Origin of the sequence: Xanthomonas sp. WHRI 10207 (assembly GCF_040202975.1) — a bacterium.
Lineage (GTDB): Bacteria > Pseudomonadota > Gammaproteobacteria > Xanthomonadales > Xanthomonadaceae > Xanthomonas.
In genome coordinates this window covers 857,171-880,662 of sequence record NZ_JBEGDX010000001.1, presented here as the reverse complement: position 1 = coordinate 880,662, position 23,492 = coordinate 857,171, and the positions used below count along the sequence as shown (strand labels likewise).

At 64.0% G+C, this 23,492-nt stretch carries 24 protein-coding genes and 1 other RNA gene; 10 read left to right on the top strand and 15 right to left on the bottom strand.

The genetic code is table 11. The annotated features are described in order from the left end of the window. Positions 1-87: 87 nt before the first annotated feature. Complete coding sequence (locus ABQU90_RS03935; RefSeq protein ID WP_323522053.1) at positions 88-1,263, bottom strand: acyl-CoA dehydrogenase family protein; 1,176 nt, start codon at positions 1,261-1,263, stop codon at positions 88-90. Between the two features lie 132 nt (positions 1,264-1,395). Beyond that, a complete protein-coding gene (locus ABQU90_RS03930; RefSeq protein WP_323517239.1) occupies positions 1,396-2,187 on the bottom strand; it encodes a glycine zipper 2TM domain-containing protein in 792 nt (263 codons plus the stop codon). Positions 2,188-2,331: 144 nt separating this feature from the next. Between ABQU90_RS03930 and ABQU90_RS03925 the strand changes: the two genes are divergently transcribed. Together ABQU90_RS03925 and ABQU90_RS03920 are read left to right on the top strand one after the other, a co-directional pair. Continuing rightward, the gene (locus tag ABQU90_RS03925; protein ID WP_115512099.1) at positions 2,332-2,547 is read left to right on the top strand and encodes a DUF6116 family protein; all 216 of its coding nucleotides are present in this window, start codon (positions 2,332-2,334) and stop codon (positions 2,545-2,547) included. Further along, positions 2,547-3,314, top strand: coding sequence for a TatD family hydrolase (locus ABQU90_RS03920; RefSeq protein ID WP_323522052.1), 768 nt, complete (start codon positions 2,547-2,549; stop codon positions 3,312-3,314). The genes ABQU90_RS03925 and ABQU90_RS03920 overlap by 1 nt, the downstream gene beginning before the upstream one ends. 33 nt (positions 3,315-3,347) lie before the next feature. Here ABQU90_RS03920 and ABQU90_RS03915 read toward each other — a convergent pair whose 3' ends face one another. Then, on the bottom strand, positions 3,348-4,181 hold the full coding sequence (locus ABQU90_RS03915; protein ID WP_323522051.1) for a tRNA threonylcarbamoyladenosine dehydratase: 834 nt from the start codon (positions 4,179-4,181) through the stop codon (positions 3,348-3,350). A 71-nt stretch (positions 4,182-4,252) separates the two neighbouring features. Between ABQU90_RS03915 and ABQU90_RS03910 the strand changes: the two genes are divergently transcribed. Next, a complete protein-coding gene (locus ABQU90_RS03910; RefSeq protein WP_115527471.1) occupies positions 4,253-4,681 on the top strand; it encodes a hypothetical protein in 429 nt (142 codons plus the stop codon). Positions 4,682-4,811: 130 nt separating this feature from the next. Further along, positions 4,812-5,294 carry a glycine zipper 2TM domain-containing protein gene (locus tag ABQU90_RS03905; RefSeq protein ID WP_055844992.1) on the top strand — a complete coding sequence of 161 codons (483 nt, stop codon included), beginning with the start codon at positions 4,812-4,814 and terminating at the stop codon, positions 5,292-5,294. A gap of 91 nt (positions 5,295-5,385) precedes the next feature. Here ABQU90_RS03905 and ABQU90_RS03900 read toward each other — a convergent pair whose 3' ends face one another. Continuing rightward, the gene (locus ABQU90_RS03900; RefSeq protein WP_055844995.1) at positions 5,386-5,601 is read right to left on the bottom strand and encodes a cold-shock protein; all 216 of its coding nucleotides are present in this window, start codon (positions 5,599-5,601) and stop codon (positions 5,386-5,388) included. Positions 5,602-5,829: 228 nt separating this feature from the next. Between ABQU90_RS03900 and ABQU90_RS03895 the strand changes: the two genes are divergently transcribed. Next, positions 5,830-6,315: a DUF456 domain-containing protein gene (locus ABQU90_RS03895; RefSeq protein ID WP_115553414.1), complete on the top strand. Its 486-nt coding sequence runs from the start codon at positions 5,830-5,832 to the stop codon at positions 6,313-6,315. A 211-nt stretch (positions 6,316-6,526) separates the two neighbouring features. Then, positions 6,527-7,657 carry a phospholipase A gene (locus ABQU90_RS03890; RefSeq protein ID WP_115527470.1) on the top strand — a complete coding sequence of 377 codons (1,131 nt, stop codon included), beginning with the start codon at positions 6,527-6,529 and terminating at the stop codon, positions 7,655-7,657. Positions 7,658-7,858: 201 nt separating this feature from the next. Here the strand turns inward: ABQU90_RS03890 and ABQU90_RS03885 are convergent, their stop codons facing one another. From ABQU90_RS03885 to ABQU90_RS03865, 5 genes are all read right to left on the bottom strand, one after another. Then, positions 7,859-8,497 carry a carbonic anhydrase gene (locus tag ABQU90_RS03885; protein ID WP_193552545.1) on the bottom strand — a complete coding sequence of 213 codons (639 nt, stop codon included), beginning with the start codon at positions 8,495-8,497 and terminating at the stop codon, positions 7,859-7,861. Between the two features lie 189 nt (positions 8,498-8,686). Further along, a complete protein-coding gene (locus ABQU90_RS03880; protein ID WP_323522050.1) occupies positions 8,687-9,322 on the bottom strand; it encodes a glutathione S-transferase family protein in 636 nt (211 codons plus the stop codon). A gap of 13 nt (positions 9,323-9,335) precedes the next feature. Beyond that, on the bottom strand, positions 9,336-9,800 hold the full coding sequence (locus ABQU90_RS03875; protein WP_323522049.1) for a hypothetical protein: 465 nt from the start codon (positions 9,798-9,800) through the stop codon (positions 9,336-9,338). A 296-nt stretch (positions 9,801-10,096) separates the two neighbouring features. Beyond that, a non-coding RNA gene (locus ABQU90_RS03870) (sX9 sRNA) lies at positions 10,097-10,172 on the bottom strand. Positions 10,173-10,241: 69 nt separating this feature from the next. Next, on the bottom strand, positions 10,242-11,759 hold the full coding sequence (locus ABQU90_RS03865; protein ID WP_323522048.1) for a fumarate hydratase: 1,518 nt from the start codon (positions 11,757-11,759) through the stop codon (positions 10,242-10,244). A 477-nt stretch (positions 11,760-12,236) separates the two neighbouring features. Here ABQU90_RS03865 and ABQU90_RS03860 point away from each other — a divergent pair, with 477 nt between their 5' ends. Together ABQU90_RS03860 and ABQU90_RS03855 are read left to right on the top strand one after the other, a co-directional pair. Then, a complete protein-coding gene (locus tag ABQU90_RS03860) occupies positions 12,237-14,117 on the top strand; it encodes an ABC transporter ATP-binding protein (protein ID WP_115561727.1) in 1,881 nt (626 codons plus the stop codon). A gap of 205 nt (positions 14,118-14,322) precedes the next feature. Then, positions 14,323-15,102, top strand: coding sequence for a ferredoxin--NADP reductase (locus tag ABQU90_RS03855; protein WP_005988314.1), 780 nt, complete (start codon positions 14,323-14,325; stop codon positions 15,100-15,102). Positions 15,103-15,823: 721 nt separating this feature from the next. On the opposite strand, the gene ABQU90_RS03850 is transcribed toward ABQU90_RS03855, so the two are convergent. Continuing rightward, entirely contained in the window at positions 15,824-16,309 is a 486-nt protein-coding gene (locus ABQU90_RS03850) for a glutathione peroxidase (protein ID WP_115512108.1), read from the bottom strand. A gap of 369 nt (positions 16,310-16,678) precedes the next feature. Here ABQU90_RS03850 and ABQU90_RS03845 point away from each other — a divergent pair, with 369 nt between their 5' ends. Beyond that, on the top strand, positions 16,679-18,877 hold the full coding sequence (locus tag ABQU90_RS03845; protein WP_323522047.1) for a M3 family metallopeptidase: 2,199 nt from the start codon (positions 16,679-16,681) through the stop codon (positions 18,875-18,877). A 90-nt stretch (positions 18,878-18,967) separates the two neighbouring features. On the opposite strand, the gene ABQU90_RS03840 is transcribed toward ABQU90_RS03845, so the two are convergent. The 3 genes from ABQU90_RS03840 to ABQU90_RS03830 form a co-directional block, all read right to left on the bottom strand. Next, positions 18,968-19,468 (bottom strand): MarR family winged helix-turn-helix transcriptional regulator, encoded by a 501-nt coding sequence (locus tag ABQU90_RS03840; protein WP_055845019.1) that lies wholly within the window; start codon positions 19,466-19,468, stop codon positions 18,968-18,970. 66 nt (positions 19,469-19,534) lie between these two features. Next, the gene (locus ABQU90_RS03835; protein ID WP_323522045.1) at positions 19,535-20,380 is read right to left on the bottom strand and encodes a DUF3298 and DUF4163 domain-containing protein; all 846 of its coding nucleotides are present in this window, start codon (positions 20,378-20,380) and stop codon (positions 19,535-19,537) included. Positions 20,381-20,420: 40 nt separating this feature from the next. Beyond that, on the bottom strand, positions 20,421-20,705 hold the full coding sequence (locus ABQU90_RS03830) for a GNAT family N-acetyltransferase (RefSeq protein ID WP_323522044.1): 285 nt from the start codon (positions 20,703-20,705) through the stop codon (positions 20,421-20,423). A gap of 212 nt (positions 20,706-20,917) precedes the next feature. On the opposite strand from ABQU90_RS03830, the gene ABQU90_RS03825 reads away from it, so the two are divergent. Beyond that, positions 20,918-21,118 (top strand): hypothetical protein, encoded by a 201-nt coding sequence (locus tag ABQU90_RS03825; RefSeq protein ID WP_323522042.1) that lies wholly within the window; start codon positions 20,918-20,920, stop codon positions 21,116-21,118. A 140-nt stretch (positions 21,119-21,258) separates the two neighbouring features. On the opposite strand, the gene ABQU90_RS03820 is transcribed toward ABQU90_RS03825, so the two are convergent. After that, entirely contained in the window at positions 21,259-21,867 is a 609-nt protein-coding gene (locus ABQU90_RS03820; RefSeq protein WP_323522041.1) for a rhomboid family intramembrane serine protease, read from the bottom strand. 7 nt (positions 21,868-21,874) lie between these two features. Further along, complete coding sequence (locus ABQU90_RS03815; protein WP_323522039.1) at positions 21,875-23,440, bottom strand: POT-type proton-dependent oligopeptide transporter; 1,566 nt, start codon at positions 23,438-23,440, stop codon at positions 21,875-21,877. Between the last annotated feature and the right edge of the window lie 52 nt (positions 23,441-23,492).

Below are 23,492 nucleotides of genomic sequence, written 5' to 3'. Positions count from 1 at the left end.
GCGGCAATCGCACAGATCCCGCACACCGTCCAGAAGACGCCGTGTAGGCGCCGCATCACATCCTTGCCGATCAACACCTACTCCTCGTTAAAACGCGTTGAGTCCCGTCAGCGCACGTCCCACCACCAGCTGATGCACGGTTTCGGTGCCCTCGTAAGTAATCACCGATTCCAGGTTGAGCGCATGCCGGATCGCCACATGTTCGGTGGTGATGCCGGCCGCCCCCAGCAGGTCGCGGCATTCGCGTGCCACGTCCAGCGCCATGCGGCAATTATTCCACTTTGCCAGCGAGATCTGTTCCGGCCGCAACGTCCCGGCCTCCTTCAAACGGCCAAGCTGCAGCGCCAGCAGCTGTGCGGTGGAGATCCGTCGCGCCATGTCGGCCAGCTTGATCTGCGCGCTCTGGGTGGCCGCCAGCGGCCGGCCGAACAGGATGCGCTCGCCCGCGTAGGCCAGCGCCTCGCGCAGGCAGGCCACCGCTGCGCCGATGGCGCCCCAGGCAATGCCGTAACGCGCCTGGTTGAGGCAGCCCAGCGGCGCCTTCAACCCGGCCGCGTTCGGCAGGCGCATCTGCTCGGGCACGAACACGTTGTCCAGGAACAGCGCGGAGGTGACCGAGGCGCGCAGGCTCATCTTGTGGGTGATGTCCTGCGCAGTGAACCCGGGGCTGTCGGTGTCGACCAGAAAGCCGCACACGCCATCGTCGGTGTGCGCCCAGATGATGGCCAGGCTGGCGATGCTGCCGTTGGTGATCCACATCTTGGCGCCGTTCAAGCGCCAGCCGTCGCCATCGCGCACCGCACGGGTGGTCATCGCCGCCGGGTCCGAGCCGCCCTGCGCCTCGCTCAGGCCGAAGCAGCCGATCACGCGGCCTGCGGCCATCTCCGGCAACCAGCGTTGGCGTTGCGCGTCGCTGCCATAGGCATGGATGGGATACATGCACAGCGAGGACTGCACGCTGACGAAACTGCGCAAACCGCTGTCGCCACGCTCCAGTTCCTGGCAGATCAACCCGTAGGACACCGCCCCCAGACCCGCACCGCCATCGCCGACCGGCAGGCTGGCGCCAAGCAATCCCAACTGCGCCAGTTCCGGCACCCATTCGCGTGGGAACCGCCCCGCATCGAAGGCATCGCCGATCGCCGGCAGTACCCGGGCATCGGTAAAACGCGCGACGGCATCCTGCACCGCCCGCTCCTCGTCGGTCAGCAGCGCTCGTACATCGAACAGATCATCGGGACGCACCGGCATGCTGGTTTCCACCACAGGAGAGGCGGCGATTATCTGCCAGTTCCCGGCTCAGCATCGTTGTGTTCGTGAGGTAGCTCGCTGGGCTGAAACGAAAAGAGCCGGCAATGCCGGCTCTCTCGTTGCAGTGATGTCGATCCCTGCGGATTACTGACGGCTGCTCACCGCGTCCTGACGGGTGCCGGGATCGCCCGCCGTCGAGGCGGTCTGAGTCACCAGCTGACCATCGACCACAGCTAGACGATCGCTCGCCGGCTTGTCGTTCATCCGCACGGTCTTTTCGAAACCGTCATAGCGGTAGGTCACGTCGTAGGCCACCACGTTGTCGGCATCGCCCAGCGAAATGCGCTCGCCCGGCTTGCTGTCCATACGCATGGTGCCGGTGGTGCCGTCGGCATTGCGGTAGGTCACGTCGTAGCCCACCACACGCGACGAGCTCGAATTGGCGTTTTCGGTGTGGCACTGGCGTTCGGTGCGATCCACCACGCGGCCACCGACATGGTTGCGGTCCACACGATTGCCGACCATTCCACCACCGACAGCGCCGGCAACGGTCGCCAGCTTGCGGCCATTACCGCCACCCACCTGGTTGCCCAACAGGCCACCGATGACGGCGCCTGCGACGGTGCCGCCGACGTTGCCATCGCGTTCGGGCAGACGTTCCTGTACCACCACGTCGCGGCATACTTCGCGCGGCGAAGAACTGGTGGTGGTTTCGCGGATTGCGGCGCTGTTGACGACCTGCGCGTACTGCGGCTCGCGCTGGGTGATCGGTGCGACCTTGACCACGTCGGCGTATTCCAGACCGCGCGGCGCCGGCTGGCCGTTGGCGACGAAGTCGCCTGACGACGGACGGTTATTCATGAAGGCGGCCGTGGCCACGCCTCCTACCAGCAAGGCACCGGCAGCGACCAGTATAGTTGTCGTGTTGCTCTTCATGACCAGCTCCCTGCGGACGTGCCGCGTTGTTGACGGCGTGATTCCAGCACGTGAACCCTGAACGAAAACGCCCTCGCTCATGAACGCCGCGGTTAAGTTCAGCTAGCGGTTACTTCATGCACTTCTAACAGCCGGAGCTCTCGCATGCGAAATCCTCTGACCGCACGTGCCCTGGACTGGGCGGCCAAGCTGCGCTACCCCACGCTGTTCAAGCTGGCTGCAGCATTGTTTTTGGTCGATGTAGCGTTGCCCGACCCAGTCCCGTTTTTGGACGAACTGCTGTTCGGCCTGACCACGCTGCTGCTGGCGAACTGGAAAACCCGCAAGGCGCCGCTGCCGGCACCGGTGCGCCGCGACTGATGCAGTTGATCGACAGCCATTGCCATCTGGACGCCAGCGAATTCGACCACGACCGCGCTGCGGTGGTTGCCCGCGCGCGCGCGGCCGGCGTCGTGCACCAAGTGGTACCGGCGATCACCGCGGCCAGCTGGCCGAACCTGCGCGCAGTGTGCACGCAGGCTCCGGGCCTGCATCCGGCCTATGGCCTGCATCCGATCTTTCTCGATCAGCACCGCCCCGAGCACCTGGAACTGCTGGCCGAGTGGATCGAACGCGAGCGCCCCTGCGCGATCGGCGAATGCGGGCTGGATTTCTATCTGGAAGGCCTGGATGCGCAGACCCAGCGCGACTATTTCGATGGGCAATTGCGCCTGGCCAAACGCTTCGACCTGCCGCTGATCGTGCACGCACGCCGCGCCACCGAAGAAGTCATCGCGCGCATCAAGGCCATTGGCGGCCTGCGCGGCGTGGTGCACAGCTTTGCCGGCAGCCCCGAGCAGGCGCAGCAGTTGTGGAAGCTGGATTTCATGATCGGCCTGGGCGGCCCGGTCACCTACCCGCGCGCCAATCGCCTGCGCGGCCTGGCCGCAACCATGCCCCTGCAGCACCTGCTGCTGGAAACCGACGCACCCGATCAACCCGATGCCAGCATCCGTGGTGCGCGCAACGAGCCGGCCGCTCTGCGCACGGTGTTGGCGTGCATCGCGCAGCTGCGCGGCGAAGACGCCGAACACATCGCCACGCAAACCACGGCCAACGCGCGCGCCTTGTTCGGCTTGCCGGGCTGATAGACCAGCTGCCGCCGCAGCGCGCGCGTGCAGTTATGGCGACGCGGCAGCAACCTCGGCTACTGGCTTGGACGCAGCGGCCTTGGGCTTGAGCAACATCTCCAGCGCTTTGCCCACCGCCACAAACGCGAACGTGCCGGTGATATGCGTGGCCGCGCCCAGCCCGGCACCGCAATCCAGCTTGAGCGTGGCATCGGCATCGAGCTGCGGGCGAATGCCGCACACGCTGCCGTCGGCCTGCGGGTATTTGACGTTTTCCAGCGAGTACACCGCCGGCACGCCGAAATAGCGCTGCGCATTCTTGGGGAAATTGAAATCGCTACGCAGCTTCTTGCGGATCAGCGCCAGCATCGCATCGTGTTCGGTGCGCGAGACATCGCGCACGCGCACCAGGGTGGGATCGGTGCGCCCGCCGGCGGCACCCACGGTCAGCAGCGGCAGCTTGCGACGGCGGCACCAGGCGATGGTTTCCACCTTGACCCGGAAACTGTCGCAAGCATCGATCACCAGATCCAGCCCATCGCCCAGCAGCGTTTCGATATTGCCGGTGGTGAGAAACGCCTCCACCGCATCGACCTCGATCTCCGGGTTGATCGCCACGCAGCGCTCGGCCATGGCCCGCGCCTTGTTGCGCCCGTACTGCCCGGCCAGCGCCGGCAATTGCCGATTGGTGTTGGATACGCACAGGTCGTCGGCATCGATCAGGCGCAGATGCCCGACGCCGGTCCGTGCCAGCGCCTCCACCACCCACGAACCCACCCCGCCCATGCCGACCACTGCCACGCGGCAGGCGGACAGCCGATCCACCGTGCCGACTCCATACAGCCGGTCGATACCGGCAAAGCGTTCACGCCATTGTGCTTTCATCAGCCTATTTTACGCGCGCCACCTCCCGCGCGTCCGCCCCATCGCACGCCTTCCTGCCGGAGCAGCTCGCCATGTCCGCCACACCTCCCAACCAATCCCGCGCAGCCCGTTACGCCTTCATGCTGGTGCTGGGTGTGTTGATCGGGCTGATCACAACCGTGATGGTGGCGCGTGTGCTGCAGGCGCGGCGCGACCCGGTACCCGACAGCCTGATGCACGTGCTGGACTACCAATTGCGCGCGTTGCAGCCGACGCCGGGCGCCGTCTGCACACCCGCGCAGCAACTGGCGCGGCTGCAATCGCTGCGCTTGCTGGCCGACGAACTGGAACCGGCATTTCCACAGATCGGCGAGGACCGCCGCTTCGGCGAACATGCCCAGGCACTGCGTGTCGCTCTGGAGCAGGCGCAGCGCAGCGCGCCGTCCAGCTGCGCCGCGTTCGTGCCGATCAAACGGCAGATTTCAGAGGCCTGCGAGGCGTGTCACCGCGACTTTCGATGAGGCTGGATGAAGGCGGCGCTCGGGTTTCGTTAAGCCTGGAGTGATCCAGTTGGCAGACCGTTCACCTGGACCAACACAGGATGACGTCGCCGCGGCCCTGACCGCCTTCAGAACCATCCGGAGACATCTCATGAAGACCCGACTGCTTGTTATTGGCCTGGCTGCAACCGCGACCCTGGTCGGCTGCGCCACGTCCCAGCCCCAGTACGGCAGCTATCGCGGCGACCGCGGCTATGACCAGGGCTATTCCCAGCCGGCGCCGCGTTGCGTGGATTGCGGCATCGTGACCCGTATCGATGAAGTCGGCCCCACCCGCTCCGCCCCCACCGGCACCGGCGCGGTGCTCGGCGGTATCGTCGGCGCAGTGGCCGGCCGCCAGATCTCCAAGGAAACCGGCGGCAGCAAGGGCAACAAGAATGTGTCGGCCGTGGCCGGTGCCGCCGCCGGCGCACTGGCAGGCAACGCCATCCAGAACAACGTCACCAGCGACAGCTTCGACGTGCAGGTGCGCATGGACGATGGCCGCGTGGTCGTGGTCAACCAGCGCGATCTGGCCGGCGTGCGCGAAAACGCCTACGTGCGGGTGGTCAACGGCAAGGTGGTGCTGCGCTAAGCAGCGGCTGCCGCCAACGTGCAGACAACAAAAAGGCCCGGTAACGGGCCTTTTTGCTGGACGCGCGATGTATTACCCCCGGTGCCGTGGCTCAGACCAGCTGCACCGCATCGGCCTGCAGGCCTTTTTGACCTTGCACGACGGTAAAACTGACCTTCTGCCCTTCCTTGAGACTCTTGAAGCCCTGGATCTGGATGGCGCGGAAATGGACGAAGACGTCTTCGCCGTTTTCGCGACTGATGAATCCAAAGCCCTTGGCATCGTTGAACCACTTCACGACACCATTCTCGCGTTCGATATTGGACATCTCGACTGACTCCCTACGACACTGTGATGGACTGGCGGTGGCGGCTGTGATTGCAAGGAGGAAGCGAGGTACAAGGATGTAGCGGATCGGGCGATCTACCGCATCAGGCCACGATTCACGGTGACCTTTGCAAACAGCAGCGGCTGCAACTTAACCCGCACAAAACCAATTTTCAAGCATCCCTTGCGTATTTTTATAAAGCCTGAAATAGGACATTTCCAAACCATCATGGATACGACTGTCGTTTATTACGTGCTGGCTGGCGTACTGGTGCTGGTGGGCCTTGCCGGCGTCATCCTGCCCGCGCTGCCGGGCTTGCCGCTGGTCTTTGCCGGGCTGCTGGTGGCCGCCTGGGCCGACGGGTTCACCCATGTCGGTTGGGTTGCGTTGGTGATACTAGGCCTGATCACCGCGCTGTCTTTTGTCATCGACTTCCTGGCCACCCTGTATGGCGCGCAGCGCGTGGGGGCCAGCAAGATGGCGATGTGGGGCTCGGTGCTCGGCGCCATCGCCGGTATTTTCTTCATGCCGATCGGCTTGTTCGTCGGCCCGTTTGCCGGCGCGTGGCTGGGCGAGTACTACCAGACCCGCAAGACCGGCCAGGCCACCAAGGTGGGCTTCGGCACCTGGGTCGGGATCATGCTGGGCACGGCCACCAAGCTGGCGCTGGGCCTGTGCATGCTGGGCGTGTTTGCGATCGCCTGGTTCTTCTGACGCAGCAGTTAAAGCTCCCAAGCCGGCGCGGCCGCCGTCGCTGCAAGCATGCAGAACCCGCAGCGGCAGCGACCTGGCGAGCCTCGCGATATCTGTTTAATCGACCCGCCGCAGATGTTATGCCGCCGTGTACACATCGCGTATGCAGACGCGACCGTTAAGCTACGCGCCTGACGCGCCTGCCTGGCGCCTACACTCGGCCAGACTGCCCATGTCCAAGCACCGCACCCGTCCCCTGATGCTGATCGCCCTGGCCGCCGCGCCGTTGGCGCATGGGCAGGAAATCGCTCCACAACCCGCATCGCCGCAGGCCTGCACGTCCGTGACCTCGGATGCCGCGCGTCTGGCGTGTTACGACCAGGCGCTGGGCTACACCCCGCAGGCGGTGCAGGAAGCAGATGCCGCAGCGCAATTGGCCAAGCAGGCCGCCAAAGCGGAAGACAACCCCAAGAGCAGCCGTATGGGCGATTTCTTTCGCGCCGACGTCCAGCAGCAGCCGAAGGAAGAAGCGGTCGCCAATGCCGGCCGCGGCTCGCTGCTGGATCGCCGCTGGGAACTGGCCAAGGACTCCAAGCTGGGCACGTTTCAGCTGCGTGGCTACAAGCCGGTCTATCTGCTGCCGGCGTTCTGGACCAGCGACACCAACCGCACCCCGCAATCGCCGAATCCGGCCAACTCGGTCAGCACGCCGCAGCAGCTGGACAGCGCCGAGCTGAAGTTCCAGCTGAGCTTCAAGACCAAGGTGGTCGAAGACCTGTTCGGCGACAACGGCGACATCTGGATGGGCTACACCCAGAGCTCGCGGTGGCAGGCCTATAACTCCGATGCATCGCGCCCGTTCCGCGAGACCAATTACGAGCCGGAAGCGATGCTGGTGTTTCGCAACAACTACAGCCTGTTCGGCTGGAAGGGCCGCATGAGCGGCATCAGCCTCAACCACATGTCCAACGGCCGCGAAGATCCGCTGTCGCGTTCCTGGAACCGGGTGATCCTCAACATCGGTCTGGATCGCGAGAACTGGGCGCTGACATTGCGCCCGTGGTTCCGCATCAAGGAAGACCGTGCCGACGACAATAATCCCGACATCGAGGATTACATGGGTCGCGGCGATGCCACCCTGGTCTACAACAAGGATGGGCATGAATTTGCGTTGATCGCGCGGCATTCGCTGCGTGGCGGCGACCGCTCGCATGGCTCGGTGCAGCTGGATTACGGCTTCCCCATCACCAACCTGCTGCGCGGCCATGTGCAGGTGTTCGACGGCTACGGCGAAAGCTTGATCGACTACAACCACAAGGCCACCTATATCGGCCTGGGCGTGTCGTTGCTGGAGTGGTTCTGACGCGCCGATGTCGGGCGGCACGGGTGTAGACACGCACCCGTCGCCTCCTGCGGACATTGCCGCGCCGGTGCTGCATCTGCGCCGCGTCCACAGAAGATCGCCACAAAAAAGCCGGCATTGCTGCCGGCTTTTTTTGTGGCGATGACGATGGCGGTCGGCAGGCGTGTGGAGGATCGCTACTGCCGCTTTTCATGCGCCGACTCAGACGTCGAAGAAATCCACCTTGCCGTCCTTGAGGGTGTAGTAAGCCCCCACGACGCGGCATGCGCCTGCGCTCAGCGGTTCGAGCAAGGCGGGTTCGGAAGCACCGCGCAGGCGGTCGACCGTGCGCTTGACATTGGCCTTGACCGACGCTGCGAGCAGGTCGTCGCCGCCATTCTTCTTGGCGGTCAGCACGGCCGGGACGATCGGTTCGATCATTGCGCCGATCGCGCCGGGGAAGAACGCGCCCTGCTCCACCACCGACACCGCGGCGGCAACCGCGCCGCAGCTTTCGTGGCCCATCACCACCACCAACGGAACGCCGAGCTGGCTCACCGCATATTCGATCGAGCCCAATGCCGTGGTATCGACGGTGTTGCCGGCGTTGCGAACGATGAACATCTCGCCCAGGCCGCGACCGAACAGCAGTTCTGGCGGCACGCGCGAATCCGAGCACGACACCAGGATCACGAACGGGGTCTGGCCCAGCGCCAGTTCCAAGCGGCGCTTGCCGTCGGAGATCACCTTCTTGGGACGGTTCTGGACAAACGCAGCGTTGCCGTCACGCAGGGTCTGCAGCGCCTGCTCGGCATTCAAATCGGTTTTCTTGCTGGGCGCGGCGCGCAACGAAAATGGCAACGACGCGGCGGCGGCGGCCACCGGTGCGCAACATGCGCATTGCAACAGCTTGCGACGGGATACGGACTGCAACATGGTAGAGCCCCTGTTCTCTGGTGTGTCGCGCGATCGTACACCCCAGCGGGCATAACCTAACGGACTCTAGCGGCGCTATCGACGCACTACTTCGCTTTAGCGTGCGCGCCGCGGTCAGGTCCAGTCGGTCAGACCTTCGCGCCGGTAGGTTTCCTGGAACCCCGGCCGGGCCTTCATCCGCTGCGCATGCGCCTTCAGTGCCGGCCAGGTATCGGTCGCACGCGGCATGTTGCGCGACCAGCGCATCAACATGGTCAGCATGAAATCGGCGGCCGATACCGTCTGGCCGAGCAGATAGGGCCCGTGTTCCTGCAGATGCGCATCGACCTGGGTCCAGGCCGCTTCCAGTCTGTTGCGTGCCTGGGCCTGCGCTGCATCGGCGTGGGCAGCGCCGGCCGGCTCGTGCGGGTAGAACCAGGCGCGATAGGCCGGCTGCAAGGTATTGGCGCAGAAAAACATCCACGTGTAGTACGCCGCACGCTCGGGCGTGCCGACCGGCGGCGCCAGCCCGGCTTGCGGGTAGAGATCGGCCAGGTGCATGGCGATCGCGGCCGCTTCGGTCAACACCTGACCGTCCAACACCAGCGTCGGCACCACACCGGCCGGGTTGAGCGCCAGATAGTCCGGCGCCTTTTGCTCGCCGCGCTCGAAATCCAGCGGATGCAGCACGTGGGCAACGTCCAGTTCGATCAGCAGCCAGTGGACGACCAGGGCGGCGGTACTGGGGGTGTGATAAAGCGTGGCGGCCATGCGGGTTCTCGGGTCAGTTGGTACAGGCGCGCAGGCAGGCGAGCTTGCGCGGTTCGCAGCGATTGTCATCGCTCTGCTGGGTGCAGTCGAAGACTTGCGCCATGCAGTTGGCCCGTTGCGCCGGATTCTGTACGTCGTCGCAGCGCTTTCCACGCGGTGCTGCCCTGCTGCTGCAACTGGACTCGCTGGGTCGGTCGGCGCGGCATTGTCGGGCGCTGCTGTTGCACTGCGCGATGCAGCGATCCGCAGCCGAGGGTCCGTTGAACCGAGTCGCGGTGTCGTTTGTCCTGAGCGGCTTGCGCTGTGCGAACGGCCCCGGGGCGGCAGGCGGCGGCGCGTAGTTGCGCGAGGGAAACAACACCGTGGGTGCCTTTTGCTGCTGCGCCGCCGAACTCACGCTCAGGCACAACAACAACGCGATACAGACGAGTCGGAGCATTCCTGTTCTCCTTGAGTTACCGGCCAGTGCAGCGAGCATAGCCGGTTCGCGTGGGGCAACACCGGTCTTCCTTTGTCGAGAGGTCGCAGATGCTCCGCCTCCCGACAGCACTAGACCCGCTGCCGACAACCGCCTCCATCTACCCGGTTATCTGCGGCAAACAGCAAGACGTGTCATCGCCTCGCCGTTCCACATCAAGCCTGACGACCGCACTGGCGTGACGGTCGTCAGCCGGATGCAGACAGTGCGGAGAAAACACACCCGCGTGTCCGCGTACGTCTTGCACCAGCTGGCAGCCCGCCTTGCTGACGGGCTGCGCAGTCGGCGCCAAGAGTGGCTAACAAAACGTAGCGAGCAGTCGTCAGGTGGGTGTGGACGGCGCGCAGGAACCGGAGTGTACGAGTGATACATGAGGATTCCGAGCACCGGCCGCGCCCGCCTGGCGGCTGCACAGTAGTTTTGTCAGCTGCTCTAACGCGGTTACTTCACCACCACCGGAATCTTGCCGATACGCGACTGCCACAACCGCGGGCCGGTCTTGTGCACCGATTCGCCGGTGGAATCCACCGCCACGGTGACCGGCATGTCCTTGACCTCGAATTCGTAGATCGCTTCCATGCCGAGGTCTTCGAACGCCAGCACGCGCGCGGCCTTGATCGCCTTGGACACCAGGTACGCCGAGCCACCGACCGCCATCAGGTACACGGCCTTGTTGTCGCGGATCGCATCGATGGCCGCATCGCCGCGCTCGGACTTGCCGACCATGCCGAGCAGGCCGGTTTGTTCCAGCATCTGGCGGGTGAACTTGTCCATGCGGGTGGCAGTGGTCGGGCCGGCCGGACCGACCACTTCATCGCGCACCGGGTCGACCGGGCCGACGTAATAGATGAAGCGATTGGTGAAGTCGACCGGCAGCGTTTCGCCGCGATTGAGCATGTCGATCATGCGCTTGTGCGCGGCGTCGCGGCCTGTCAGCAGCTTGCCGTTGAGCAGGACCACTTCGCCCGGCTTGAAGCTGGCGACTTCTTCGCGGGTGATGGTGTCCAGGTTCACCCGACGCGCGTTGGTCGGGTTGTAGGTGAGCTTGGGCCAGTCTTCCAGCGACGGCGGGTCCAGCATCACCGGGCCGCTGCCGTCCAGGGTGAAATGCGCGTGGCGGGTGGCGGCGCAGTTGGGAATCAGCGCTACCGGCAAGTTGGCGGCATGGGTGGGATAGTCCTTGACCTTGATGTCGAGCACCGTGGTCAGGCCGCCCAGGCCCTGCGCGCCGATTCCGAGCGCATTGACCTTTTCGTACAGCTCCAGACGCAGTTCTTCGGCACGATTGGAGGCGCCACGCGCCTGCAGGTCGACGATGTCGATCGGCTCCATCAGCGCTTCTTTCGCCAGCAGCATCGCCTTTTCGGCAGTGCCGCCGATGCCGATGCCGAGCATGCCCGGCGGGCACCAGCCGGCGCCCATGGTCGGCACGGTCTTGAGCACCCAATCGACGATGGAATCGGACGGGTTGAGCATGGCGAACTTGCTCTTGGCTTCCGAGCCGCCGCCCTTGGCCGCGACGATCACGTCAAGATGGTCGCCCGGAACGATCTTGGTGTTGACCACTGCCGGCGTGTTGTCTTTGGTATTGGCGCGCTTGCCGGCCGGATCGGCCAGCACGCTGGCGCGCAACTTGTTGTCCGGATGGTTGTAAGCGCGGCGCACGCCTTCGTTGACCATGTCTTCCACGCCCATGGTCGCGTCGTCCCAACGCACGTTCATGCCGATTTCCAGGAACACGGTGACGATGCCGGTGTCCTGGCAGATCGGGCGGTGGCCTTCGGCGCACATGCGCGAGTTGATCAGGATCTGCGCGATGGCGTCCTTGGCGGCCGGCGATTCTTCGCGCTCGTAGGCGGCGGACAGGTTCTTGATGTAGTCGACCGGGTGGTAGTAGCTGATGTACTGCAGCGCATCGGCGACGGACTGGATGAGGTCTTCCTGCTTGATCGAGGTCACGGCTGGCTCTACGGCTGGCTGGGGCAATCCGCACATTTTAGAGCAAACCACGGCCGCGGCCGGATCTGGCATCTATTGAAGCGATTGACTGAGGCCTGCGCCGTGCGCCGCCCAGGCGCGACGGGATGAGAGCGCCACGCTCGCCGGCGACGATGGCGGCTGACCTGCGAGGGCGCAGGGAGCGCTGCGACATCGCACGCATGCCGCACCCGGAACACGGGCACGTGCAGAAGACCGAATGGACCTCCAACGGCTGTGCCGCTCTGGAAAAAGTCTCCGGCATTGCCCCCACGGTAGACGCGCGCCTGCAGGCCGCCGCGGCCCCACTCGACCCGCACAGGCGGTGGCGCTGCTGTCGCGGCTGGCCGAGGCATTGCGTCGAGCGGCAGATATCCCGGGCCGCTGCGATGCGTGCACGTCCTCCCCGGCGAGCGGCCCAACACTCCGCACCGACGCCGCGCGCGGCACACTAGTGCGATGTCAGCTTCCCGTACCAGCGCCACTGCGCCTGCCGCCCCCCGTACCGGCCCTACCCTGCGCGAGCGCCTGGATGCGCTGCGTAATCTGCCCCCGTTCCTGCGCCAGATCTGGCAGACCAGCCGCTGGTTGAGCGCCAGCAGCATCGGCCTGCGTGTGCTGCGCGCGTTGATGCCGGTGGCCACGCTCTACATCGGCAAATTGATCATCGACGAGGCGATTCACCTGGTCGGCCAGCCGCCGGCATTTGAGTCCTTTACGCAGGCGCTCAGCAGCGGGCGCTTGAACCGCTTGCTGGAATTGCTGGCGCTGGAATTGGCGCTGGCGATCGGCTCGGACCTGCTCGGGCGCATGGTCGGTTATGCCGATGCGCTGTTGTCGGAGCTGTTCAATAACGCGGCCAGCGTGCGACTGATGGAACATGCCGCACAACTGGATCTGGAGGATTTCGAAGACCCCGACCGCCAGGACAAGCTGGATCGCGCGCGGCGTCAGACCATGAACCGCATGAACCTGATGAGCCAGTTGTTCGGCCAGGTACAGGATGCAATCACCGTAATCAGCCTGGCGGTGGGGCTGGTGGTGTATGCGCCGTGGTTGATCGTGCTCCTGGCGGTGGCGCTGATCCCGGCCTTCATCGGCGAGGCGCACTTCAATGCGCTGGGCTATTCGCTCAACTTCCAGTGGACGCCGGAGCGCCGCCAGCTCGACTACCTGCGCCAGGTCGGCGCCAGCGTGGAGACTGCAAAAGAAGTCAAAATCCTCAACCTGCACCGCTTCTTGATCGCGCGTTACCGGCGCCTGGCCGACAAGTTCTTCCAGGCCAATCGCGCACTGGCGCGCAAGCGTGCGTCGTGGGGTGCGTTGCTGGCGGCGCTGGGTACGCTGGGCTACTACATGGCCTACGGCTATATCGCCTGGCGCACGGTGCGCGGGGATTTCAGCATCGGCGACCTGACCTTTCTGGCCGGCAGTTTCCTGCGTCTGCGTCAGTTGCTGGAAGGCCTGTTGATCGGGTTTTCGCAGGTCGCCGGCCAGGCCTTGTATCTGGACGATCTGTATTCGTTCTTCAACATCGTGCCGGAAATCCGCTCGCGCCCCAACGCCTTGCCGGTGCCGCGCCCGATCCGCCAGGGTTTCGTGTTCCAGGATGTGGGCTTCCGTTATCCGGACGCCGAGACGTGGACGGTGCGGCATCTGGATTTCGAACTGCGCGCAGGCGAAGTGCTGGCCCTGGTTGGCGAAAACGGCGCCGGCAAGACCACCCTGGTCAAGCTGCTGGCGCGGCTGTACGACCCCGACGAAGGCCGCATCCTGCTCGATGGGCAGGACCTGCGTGACTACGATCTGGACGATTTGCGCGCCAACTTGGGCGTAATCTTTCAGGACTTCGTGCGCTACCACCTGAGCGTGGGCGAGAACATCGGCGTGGGCCAGGTCGATGCGATGGACGATGCGCCGCGGATCCAGGCCGCTGCGCAGCGCGCAATGGCTGGCGAGCTCATCGACAGCCTGCCCGATGGCTACGATCAATTGATCGGCCGCCGCTTCAAGAACAGCGTGGATCTGTCCGGCGGGCAATGGCAGAAGATCGCCATCGCACGCGCCTACATGCGCGATGCGCAGCTGATGATCCTGGACGAACCCACCGCCGCGCTGGATGCGCGCAGCGAGTTCGAGGTGTTCCAGCGCTTCAAGGAGCTGTCCGACAACCGCACCGCGGTGCTGATCTCGCACCGCTTCTCCAGCGTGCGCATGGCCGACCGCATTCTGGTGCTGGCCGACGGGCGCATCGAAGCCAACGGCACCCACGCAGAACTGATGGCACAGGGCGGGCGCTATGCGGAGCTGTTCGAGCTGCAGGCGGCGGGGTATCGGTGATTTTGGGGATTGGGCATTCGGGATTGGGGATTGGCTCGAGCTGCTAGCCCTTTCGCGAGCCCCATACCTTCCAGGTCCCCAGGGGTCCGCTTTTGCGAATCCCAAATCCCAACTCCCGAATCCCAGATAGCCAAATGAGAGTTCATCTCATTTGACCAGCTTGAGGTAGAATTGCCGGGTATTCCTCCCACGACACTAAACCGGTATGTCTTCCGCTTTCGGCGCCGAAACGGTGCTTGAGGTCCGTCATTGGACCGATGCCTACTTCAGCTTCACCACGACCCGCGATGCCGGTTTCCGCTTCGAAAACGGCCAGTTCGTGATGATCGGGCTGGAAACCGAAACGCGGCCGTTGCTGCGCGCGTATTCGATCGCCAGCGCCAACTGGGAAGAGCATCTGGAGTTCTTCAGCATCAAGGTGCCGGACGGCCCGCTGACCTCGCGGCTGCAGCACATCCAACCGGGCGACAAGGTGCTGGTCGGCAAGAAACCCACCGGCACGCTGCTGATCAGCGACCTGCATCCGGGTCGTAATCTGTATCTGCTGGGCACCGGCACCGGCCTGGCGCCGTGGCTGTCGATCATCAAGGATCCGGAAACCTACGAGCGCTTCGACAAGGTGATCCTCACCCAGGGCGTGCGCTTCGTGCAGGATCTGGCCTATCGCGACTACTTCGAACGCGAGCTGCCACAGCACGAATTCCTCGGCGATCTGCTGCGCGAAAAACTGCTGTATTACCCGGCAGTCACCCGTGAAGCGTTTGCCAATCAGGGCCGCCTGACCGAGCTGATGGCCGATGGCCGCATGCAGCAGACGCTGGGCCTGCCGACCCTGGACCCGGCCAACGACCGCTTCATGATCTGCGGCAGCCCGCAGATGCTGGCCGACCTGCGCACGTTGCTGGACGCACGCGGTTTCCAGACCTCGCCACGCATCGGCACCCCGGGGCATTACGTGTTCGAGCGCGCCTTCGTCGAGAAGTGAAGCAACGCGCGGGCATGCCGCTACTGCACTGTCGTAGGAGCGCACCTGGGCGCGACGAAGCGTTCCCGGCACAGCCTCATCCCCGGTAACGCCTCGCATTTTCGGTAACGCCTCGTCGCGCCCGGGTGCGCTCCTACGATCCAGGCGCATCTAAAGATTGGGCGTGAGCCTGCGATGTCACGCGCCCAGCGCACGCTCGATATCGGCGGCCAGAGCCTTCGGCTTGGTGGTCGGTGCGTAAGATGTTCGAGCGCGCCTTCGTCGAGAAGTGAGGCAACGCGCGGGCATGCCTCTACTACAGCGCCGTAGGAGCGCACCTGGGCGCGACGAAGCGTTCCGGGTACAGCCTCATCCCCGGTAACGCCTCGCATTTTCGGTAACGCCTCGTCGCGCCCGGGTGCGCTCCTACGATCCCGCGGTGTTTAAAAGGTTGGCATGCGCCTGCGATGTCACGCGCCCAGCGCACGCTCGATATCGGCGGCCAGAGCCTCCGGCTTGGTGGTGGTGCGTAAGGTGTTCGAGCGCGCCTTCGTCGAGAAGTGAGGCAACGCGCGGGCATATCGCTACTGCACCGCCGTAGGAGCGCACCTGGGCGCGACGAAGCGTTCCCGGTACAGCCTCATCCCCGGTAACGCCTTGCATTTTCGGTAACGCCTCGTCGCGCCCGGGTGCGCTCCTACGAGCCCGCGGTGTTTGAAAGTTTGGGCATGCGCCTGCGATGTCACGCGTCTAGCGCACGCTCGATATCGGCGGCCAGGGCCTCCGGCTTGGTGGTCGGTGCGTAGCGCTCCAACACGGTGCCGTCGCGGCCGATCAGGAACTTGGTGAAATTCCACTTGATCGCCTCCGATCCAAGCACGCCGCGCTGTTCGTGCTTGAGCCATTGCCACAGCGGATGTGCGCTGCTGCCGTTGACCTCGACTTTGGACGCCAGCGGAAAATCCACCGCATAGTCGAGCGAGCAGAACTGCCGGATCTGTGCAGCATCGCCGGGCTCCTGGTGACCGAACTGATCGCACGGGAAACCGATCACTACCAGGCCACGCTCACGATAGCGCTGCCATAAGGCCTGCAACCCTGCGTACTGCGGGGTAAAGCCGCATTTCGAAGCCACATTCACCACCAGCACCACACTGCCGGCGTAGTCGCGCATCGATTGCGTGCGACCGTCCAGGTCGGTGAACTCAAAGGTGGATAGCGCGGTCATCGACAACTCTCGATAGGGAAAGCGCTAGCCTAACCCAGCCCTCTCGGCCCGCCACACCCTCTCCGCACAGCGCTATTTCTCGCCCATGTGACATCTGCGCACCGCGATCCAGCCGCGTATCGTTGGCTGTTCGCAGGTCTGTATGCAGGACGTCCGGCAGCGCATTCGCTGGAGCAGGCCTTGCAGCATGTCCCGATGTGTCGCCGAGCCGCTGGCGGCTGTCCTGGCCAAGTCCCGGCGTCTTGGCGGCCTTGGGTCCTGGCGTGACCTGGCGCATGGTCGCGTCCGCCAGCCAGACATGCCTTTTGTCACACGCCTGTCCCGGCGGGCTGGGTTAGCCTCGGCGGCTCGCACTTTGGAGCCACTCTCTTGACCACCCGTCTCGCTTTTGCCCTGGCCGCCTCCCTGGGACTTGCCATGCCGTCCTACAGCATCGCCGCACCCGCCACCACGCAGGCTGCCACCCAAGCCAACCCCTTCTTTGCCGACAGCACGCTGCCACTGCATTACCCGCAGTTCGACAAGATCAAAGACAGCGACTTCGCACCCGCCTTCGACGCCGGCATGACCGAGCAGTTGAAGGAAGTGGACAAGATCGCCACCCAGAAAGCCAAGCCGAGCTTCGACAACACCATCGTCGCACTGGAAAAGAGCGGCGCCACGCTCGATCGTGCCACCACGGTGTTCTTCAACCTGGTGGGTGCCGACACCAACGATGCACGCAAGAAACTGCAGGCCGACTATTCGGCCAAGTTCGCTGCGCATCGCGATGCGATTTCGCTCAACGGCAAGCTGTTCGCGCGTATCCAGAGCTTGTACGACCAACGCGCCAAGCTGGGCCTGGATGCGCAAGGCCTGCGCCTGGTCGAGAAGTACTACAGCGACTTCGTCCGCGATGGCGCCAAGCTCTCCGATGCCGACAAGACCACGCTCAAGGCGATGAATGCCGAGCTGGCCAACCTGGGCACCACCTTCAGCCAGAACGTGCTGGCCGAGGTCAATGCGGCGGCAGTCGTAGTGGATGACGTCAAGCAGCTCGATGGCCTGTCCGAGGAGCAGATCGCTTCTGCTGCCGAAGCAGCCAAGGCACGCAAGCTAGATGGCAAATACGTGATTGCGCTGCTCAACACCACCGGCCAGCCGCCGCTGACCCAGCTGAAGAATCGCGACCTGCGCAAGAAAATCTATGACGCGTCGGTCTCGCGCGGCAGCCATGGTGGTCAGTACGACAACACCGCGTTGGTGTCGCGCATCATGAAGCTGCGCGCCGACAAGGCCAAGCTGCTCGGCTTCCCGACCTACGCCGCGTACTCGCTGGAAAACCAGACCGCCAAGACCCCGGAAGCGGTCAACGCCATGCTCGGCAAGCTGGCACCGGCCGCGGTGGCCAACGCCAAGCGCGAGGCTGCCGATCTGCAGGCGATGATCGACAAGGAACAAAAAGCCGCACGCAAGCCGACCTTCAAACTCGAAGCCTGGGATTGGGCCTACTACAGCGAGAAGGTGCGCCAGGCCAAGTACAACTTCGACGAGTCGCAGCTCAAGCCGTACTTCGAGCTCAAGAACGTGCTGGAAAGCGGCGTGTTTTATGCAGCCAACCAGGAATATGGCCTGACCTTCAAGCAGCGCATCGACCTGCCGACCTACCGCGACGACATCACCGTCTATGACGTATTCGACGCCGACGGCAAGCAGCTGGCGATCTTCATCGCCGACATGTATGCACGCGAATCCAAGCGCGGTGGCGCATGGATGAACTCGTACGTGTCGCAGTCGGACCTGACCGGTTTCAAGCCGGTGGTGGCCAATCACCTCAACATCCCCAAACCGCCTGCCGGCCAGCCCACGCTGCTGACCTGGGACGAAGTGACCACCATGTTCCATGAGTTCGGGCATGCGCTGCACGGCATGTTCTCCGACGTCAAATACCCGTATTTCTCCGGCACCAGCGTGCCGCGCGACTTTGTGGAGTTCCCCTCGCAGGTCAACGAGATGTGGGCCGACGAGCCGTCCATCCTGAAGAACTACGCCAAGCATTATCAAAACGGCACCCCGATGCCGCAGGCCTTGCTGGACAAGGTGATTGCCGCGTCCAAGTTCAACCAGGGCTTTGCCACCACCGAATATCTGGGTGCGGCGATGCTGGATCAGAACTGGCATCAGATCAGCGCCAACCAGGTGCCCGATGCAGCCGGCGTCATGGCGTTCGAAGCCAAGGCCTTGCAGCAGGACGGCATTGCCTACGCGCCGGTACCGCCGCGCTACAAGACCCCATACTTCAGCCACATCATGGGCGGCTATGCGGCGGGCTATTACGCCTACATCTGGTCCGAAGTGCTGGATGCCAACACCCAGCAATGGTTCAAGCAGAATGGTGGATTGAGCCGCGCCAATGGCGATCGGTTCCGCAAGACGCTGCTGTCGCGCGGTGGCAGCGTGGATGCGATGGAGCTGTTCCAGAACTTTGCCGGGCATGCGCCGCAGATCGAGCCCTTGCTTGAAAAGCGCGGTCTGAGCGCGCAAGGCGGCGATGGCGCCACACCGGAAGCGCCGCAGTCCAAGCCGTGATTGGAGCTGCGTAACGACAACGCCGCCCGGAGCGATCCGGGCGGCGTTGTCGTTTTGGCGATGGCGTGCGTGGCAGCCATCGCGTATCGCTCAGGACTCTACGGCGTCCACGCCATTGAGTAATTTCTTGAGCAGTTTTTCCAGACGCGCCTGTTCGGCCTCGCTGATGTCGCCCGCCTGCTCGTGCAACAGCGTGCATGCTTCCGGCAACAGGCTTTCGATCAACGCCAGCCCGGCCGGTTGCAGGGAGAGCACGATCTTGCGCCGGTCGTCGGGACTGCTGCCCCGTGCGATCAAGCCCTTCTCGCACAACTGATCGGTGAGCCGGGTGATGTTGGCCGGCTTCTCGCTGGCCGCCTCTGCCGCCTCGGTCGGCGTAATGGCCTGCTCGGGCGTGCCGTACAACATCATCAGGATCTCGTATTCCGGCGGACTGATCCCGTACGGCCTGAGTCGCACACAACTGATGGTGTGCAGCCGCTTGTAGAGATGCTTGATCAACCTCACCAGGACAGCCGGCTCCCGCGGAAAGGCTGGATAGCGCGCGCAGGTGTGGTCTACGCGATTTGCGGTTGGATCGAAACTGCTCATATCACCCGTTTGGTTACATTACTGAATGGCCTGAGCATTCAATCACATCACTTGCGGGGCGACATCTCAGCGAGCGAAAAGATGTACATATTCCGGCGCGACCCACGGCATCAACGTGGATGCAGCGACCTCGGCCGTTTGCGTGCCATCCGAATATGGCCCGACCTGATAAGGCGGAAACACGAAGCGCACTGCGGTGATCTGTCCGGCCGCATTCAACACCGGCACGAACTGCGCGAAGTTGTCCACCTGCGCTGCGGTTCCTTCGGCAATCATGCGGTCGGCCGATGCGACCTGTTCGGCCTGTTCTTCGACCGGCACACGATCGGCTTCCACGCGCTGGGTGGCAGCGGCATGCAATTGCGCCGCGACATCGCGGCCGATCTTTTCCCAGCCGGCCGGGTCGGGAATCATCGCTTGCGCGGTCAGTTGCTTGCGCTCCTTGATCAGCCAGACGAAGCGCGCCACCAGCGGATCGCCATGCGCGCCGCCGGTATAGCGGCTGCCATCGGCGGAGACGACGATCAGGTCGGCGGTCTGCAATAGTTTTTCGAATGCCAGCGACAACTCATAGGGCGCTGCCGGTTTGTCGTTGCCCAGACCGGTTACCGCTTCCATCAGTTCGCTGCGGGCGTCCTGCGCATACGTGCGAATCAACGCGGCCAGTTCCGGATACGCATCCAGCCCAGGCGGATAGCTGATCCCGACCATATAAGCCGGCGCGTGTTCGATCACATCTTCCAGCGGGCCACTCTGCACCATCAGCGGTTCCGGAGGCGGCGTTGTCGCTGCGGCCGCATCGGCTGCCGGCTCGGTCGGCTCGACTACTGCCGGTTCGCGCTGCGTACAGCCCGCCAACAGGCCCAGCATCAGCAGACCCCGCACACTCTTGAATCCAAGCAACCGCACCATTCCCACCTGCTCCCCTGATCAAACCACCCACTGCTGTCCGTCAGGCCAGCAGATCCTGAAACTGTTGATGCCGGCGCACGTAGGCGGCGGCGTAACTGCACGCTGGCACGACCTTCAGGCCGGCCTCGCGCGCATGCTGCAAAGCAGACTCGACCAACGCGGCAGCAATACCGCGCCCGGCAATCGCATCCGGCACCAGCGTGTGCGTGATAGTCATGCGCGCACCTTCGAGCTGATACACCAGCTCGGCGCGATGTCCCTCGGTGTCAATAACGAAGCGCTGCTGTGTCGGGTCGTGTTCGGCGTGCACTGTCGCTGCCTCCATCGTGGTATGCGCCCGGCAGTGAATGTGCGGCAAGTGTGACCAGCGCGACGCCGCGCCTGCGTGAAAATGAATCCACGCTGTGACCGTTAGCCCGGCTCGGCAACGACATCCTTAAGTTCGCTCAACCAGCGCCGATAGCTGACTCGAAGGCGCTGCCTGCAACCGGTCTCCGGCCTGGCCAGCGCCCTCGCCTTACCAACGAGGAGTCACGCATGCAAAACGATTCGGCAGGAAACGGCACAGACAGCGACAGCTCACTGCTGGAAGGCTTGTTCCAGTTCGCCATCAACGGCGACACCCACAACCCCGACTTCGCGCAACTCAACGATACCGTCTACGAGCGTCTGCAGCAGGCCTACGGCGCGGTGTCGGGCGCGGCGCTCAGCACCGACCGGGAACGCAGCGCAGCCTGATGCCTGCGGCGCTCCACCTGCCAGGACCTGTGACGCCATGGCGTCGGTCCTGGCCCGGTTGCCGCACGCAACCGCTGCACTGACGCATTACCGCAACGCCGGCCAGCCCGGTACCCGAGCGGCCGGACCCGCCAGCGCCCTCAGCCGAAGCGCGGATTGGATAGCTGCTTCAGAAAGATCTGCCACACCCGCGGCTCCATGATCAGCATGAACATGACACCGAATGCCGCGCCGGCCAGATGCGCGCTGTGGTTGATGCGATCGCCGCCGCGGCGGTCCATCCACAGGCTGTAGCCGACGTAGAACACCGCGTAGATGATCGCCGGTGCCGGAATGAACAGCACCAGGATGATGGTCCACGGCTGCAGCAGGATGAAGGCGAACAGCACCGCCGACACCGCACCGGAGGCACCCAGGCTCAGATAATTGGGGTTCTTCTGGTTCTTCAGATAGCTGGGCAGGATCGACACCACCAGCGCGGCCAGATAGAACAACGGATAGGTCAGCACGCTGCCGGTCAGCTGCGTCATCACCTTTTCGATCACCCGTCCGAAAAAGAACAGCGTGATCATGTTGAAAACCAGGTGCCCCAGGTCGGCATGAATGAAGCCGTAGGTCACCAGGCGGTCGTACTGCCGGTTCTTGTCCAGCGCCGGCGGCCACAGGATGAGCCGGTCGGCAAGCTTGCGGTTATTGAACGCCAGCCACGAGACGATGCCGGTGATGGCGATCAGGATCAGGGTAATCATGCGGACCTCAGGCAGAACGGTAATTGTCGACCATGCGATAACGGCGCGCGTACAAGCCAAAGGCCAGTGCTGCCAGGAATGCGAAGGCCGCGAAGAAGAACATCAAAAATGCCGCTTCGCTGAGCCCAGTATCGGCGATATGCGAGGTCACCGTCGCATTGCGCACCGCCACGTTCGATAGCAGCACCCACAGATTGCCGACCGTGGTGGTCAGATACCAGAAGCTCATCACCACGCCCTTCATCGACGGCGGCGCCTGGCTATAAGCGAACTCGATGCCGGTGGCCGACACCAGCACCTCGCCGAAGGTGAGCAAGGCATAGGGCAGCATCTGCCAGGCGATGTGCATCGGCTCGCCGCCGTCCATGACGACCTGGATCGCGCCGACCGCAATCCACGCCACGCCACTGAAGGCGATACCGCTGGTCATACGACGCAACGGCGTCGGCTCCCAGCCACCACGGCGCAACAGCGGATACAGCACCAGGTTGTTGAAGGGAATCAGCAACATCACCAGCAGCGGATTGAGCGCCTGCATCTGCGAGGCGGTGAACCACGCCGGCATGGTCATCTCGCGTCCCTGCAACACCCAGGTCGAGGCCTTCTGATCGAACAACGAAAAGAACGGCGTCACCAACGCGAAGATCACCAGCACCCGCAGCAAGGCGCGCACGCCTTCGACCGCGGCATCCGGATGCGTACCGCGCGCGCGCTCCAGCTGCCACCAGGTGCCACCGCCGATCCCGGCCAGCAGCAACACCAGCGCCATGCACAGGCAGATGACGATGCCCAGCGGCTCGATCAGCGTCATGCAGGCCAGTGCAGCGACCACGGCGATGACTGCCAGTGCCAGACCAGGCCGCCCCTGCCCCGGCGCGCGGGCCAGCAATGCCGTGCGCAGCACCGCGCCGAACCTGTGCGGGTCTTTCGGCGGCAACGGCACCAGCACGTAGCGCTTGCGGCCCAGCCAGAACACCAGCGTGGCCACGAACATCAAGATGCCGGGAATGCCGAACGCCCACGACGGACCCAGATTCTTCAGTGCGAGCGGGATCAGCAACGAGGCGAACAACGAGCCGAAATTGATGATCCAGTAAAAGGCATCGAACACCACCTTGGCCATGTGCTTGTTGGACTGGTCGAACTGGTCGCCCATGAACGAGGCCACCAGTGGCTTGATGCCGCCCGCGCCCAGCGCGATCAGGCCCAGCCCGACGAAGAAGCCTTGACGGCTGCCCTCGAACATCGCCAGACACGCGTGGCCGGCGCAATAGATGAGGCTGAACCACAGAATCGTGTTGTATTTGCCGAACAAGCGATCAGCCAGCCAGCCGCCCAGCAGCGGGAAGAAAAACACCCCGATCATGAAGCTGTGCAGGATGTGCTTGGCTTCGGCCTCGCGGCCCGGCCCGCCAACCTCCTGCAGCAGCAGCGAGGTGATCAGAAACTGCACCAGGATGTTGCGCATCCCGTAAAAGCTGAAACGCTCGCAGGCTTCGTTGCCGATGATGAAAGGAATCTGGCGCGGCAGGCGCGCGCCGGCCGTGGGGCCCGGCAAGGTCGAGGTGGTCAAAGGCGGTCCGACGAGCTGAAAACAGGCCCTATCGTACCGGCGCCGAGCTGCC

Bases quoted from the DNA above. Each gene is read 5' to 3' on its own strand.
- ABQU90_RS03860 (WP_115561727.1), top strand. From the start codon at position 12,237: ATGTCAGCTTCCCGTACCAGCGCCACTGCGCCTGCCGCCCCCCGTACC.
- ABQU90_RS03835 (WP_323522045.1), bottom strand. From the start codon at position 20,380: ATGGTGCGGTTGCTTGGATTCAAGAGTGTGCGGGGTCTGCTGATGCTG.
- ABQU90_RS03880 (WP_323522050.1), bottom strand. From the start codon at position 9,322: ATGGCCGCCACGCTTTATCACACCCCCAGTACCGCCGCCCTGGTCGTC.
- ABQU90_RS03910 (WP_115527471.1), top strand. From the start codon at position 4,253: ATGTCCGCCACACCTCCCAACCAATCCCGCGCAGCCCGTTACGCCTTC.
- ABQU90_RS03895 (WP_115553414.1), top strand. From the start codon at position 5,830: ATGGATACGACTGTCGTTTATTACGTGCTGGCTGGCGTACTGGTGCTG.
- ABQU90_RS03890 (WP_115527470.1), top strand. From the start codon at position 6,527: ATGTCCAAGCACCGCACCCGTCCCCTGATGCTGATCGCCCTGGCCGCC.
- ABQU90_RS03905 (WP_055844992.1), top strand. From the start codon at position 4,812: ATGAAGACCCGACTGCTTGTTATTGGCCTGGCTGCAACCGCGACCCTG.
- ABQU90_RS03875 (WP_323522049.1), bottom strand. From the start codon at position 9,800: ATGCTCGCTGCACTGGCCGGTAACTCAAGGAGAACAGGAATGCTCCGA.
- ABQU90_RS03840 (WP_055845019.1), bottom strand. From the start codon at position 19,468: ATGAGCAGTTTCGATCCAACCGCAAATCGCGTAGACCACACCTGCGCG.
- ABQU90_RS03830 (WP_323522044.1), bottom strand. From the start codon at position 20,705: ATGGAGGCAGCGACAGTGCACGCCGAACACGACCCGACACAGCAGCGC.
- ABQU90_RS03915 (WP_323522051.1), bottom strand. From the start codon at position 4,181: ATGAAAGCACAATGGCGTGAACGCTTTGCCGGTATCGACCGGCTGTAT.
- ABQU90_RS03850 (WP_115512108.1), bottom strand. From the start codon at position 16,309: ATGACCGCGCTATCCACCTTTGAGTTCACCGACCTGGACGGTCGCACG.
- ABQU90_RS03920 (WP_323522052.1), top strand. From the start codon at position 2,547: ATGCAGTTGATCGACAGCCATTGCCATCTGGACGCCAGCGAATTCGAC.
- ABQU90_RS03930 (WP_323517239.1), bottom strand. From the start codon at position 2,187: ATGAAGAGCAACACGACAACTATACTGGTCGCTGCCGGTGCCTTGCTG.
- ABQU90_RS03900 (WP_055844995.1), bottom strand. From the start codon at position 5,601: ATGTCCAATATCGAACGCGAGAATGGTGTCGTGAAGTGGTTCAACGAT.
- ABQU90_RS03825 (WP_323522042.1), top strand. From the start codon at position 20,918: ATGCAAAACGATTCGGCAGGAAACGGCACAGACAGCGACAGCTCACTG.
- ABQU90_RS03820 (WP_323522041.1), bottom strand. From the start codon at position 21,867: ATGATTACCCTGATCCTGATCGCCATCACCGGCATCGTCTCGTGGCTG.
- ABQU90_RS03855 (WP_005988314.1), top strand. From the start codon at position 14,323: ATGTCTTCCGCTTTCGGCGCCGAAACGGTGCTTGAGGTCCGTCATTGG.
- ABQU90_RS03925 (WP_115512099.1), top strand. From the start codon at position 2,332: ATGCGAAATCCTCTGACCGCACGTGCCCTGGACTGGGCGGCCAAGCTG.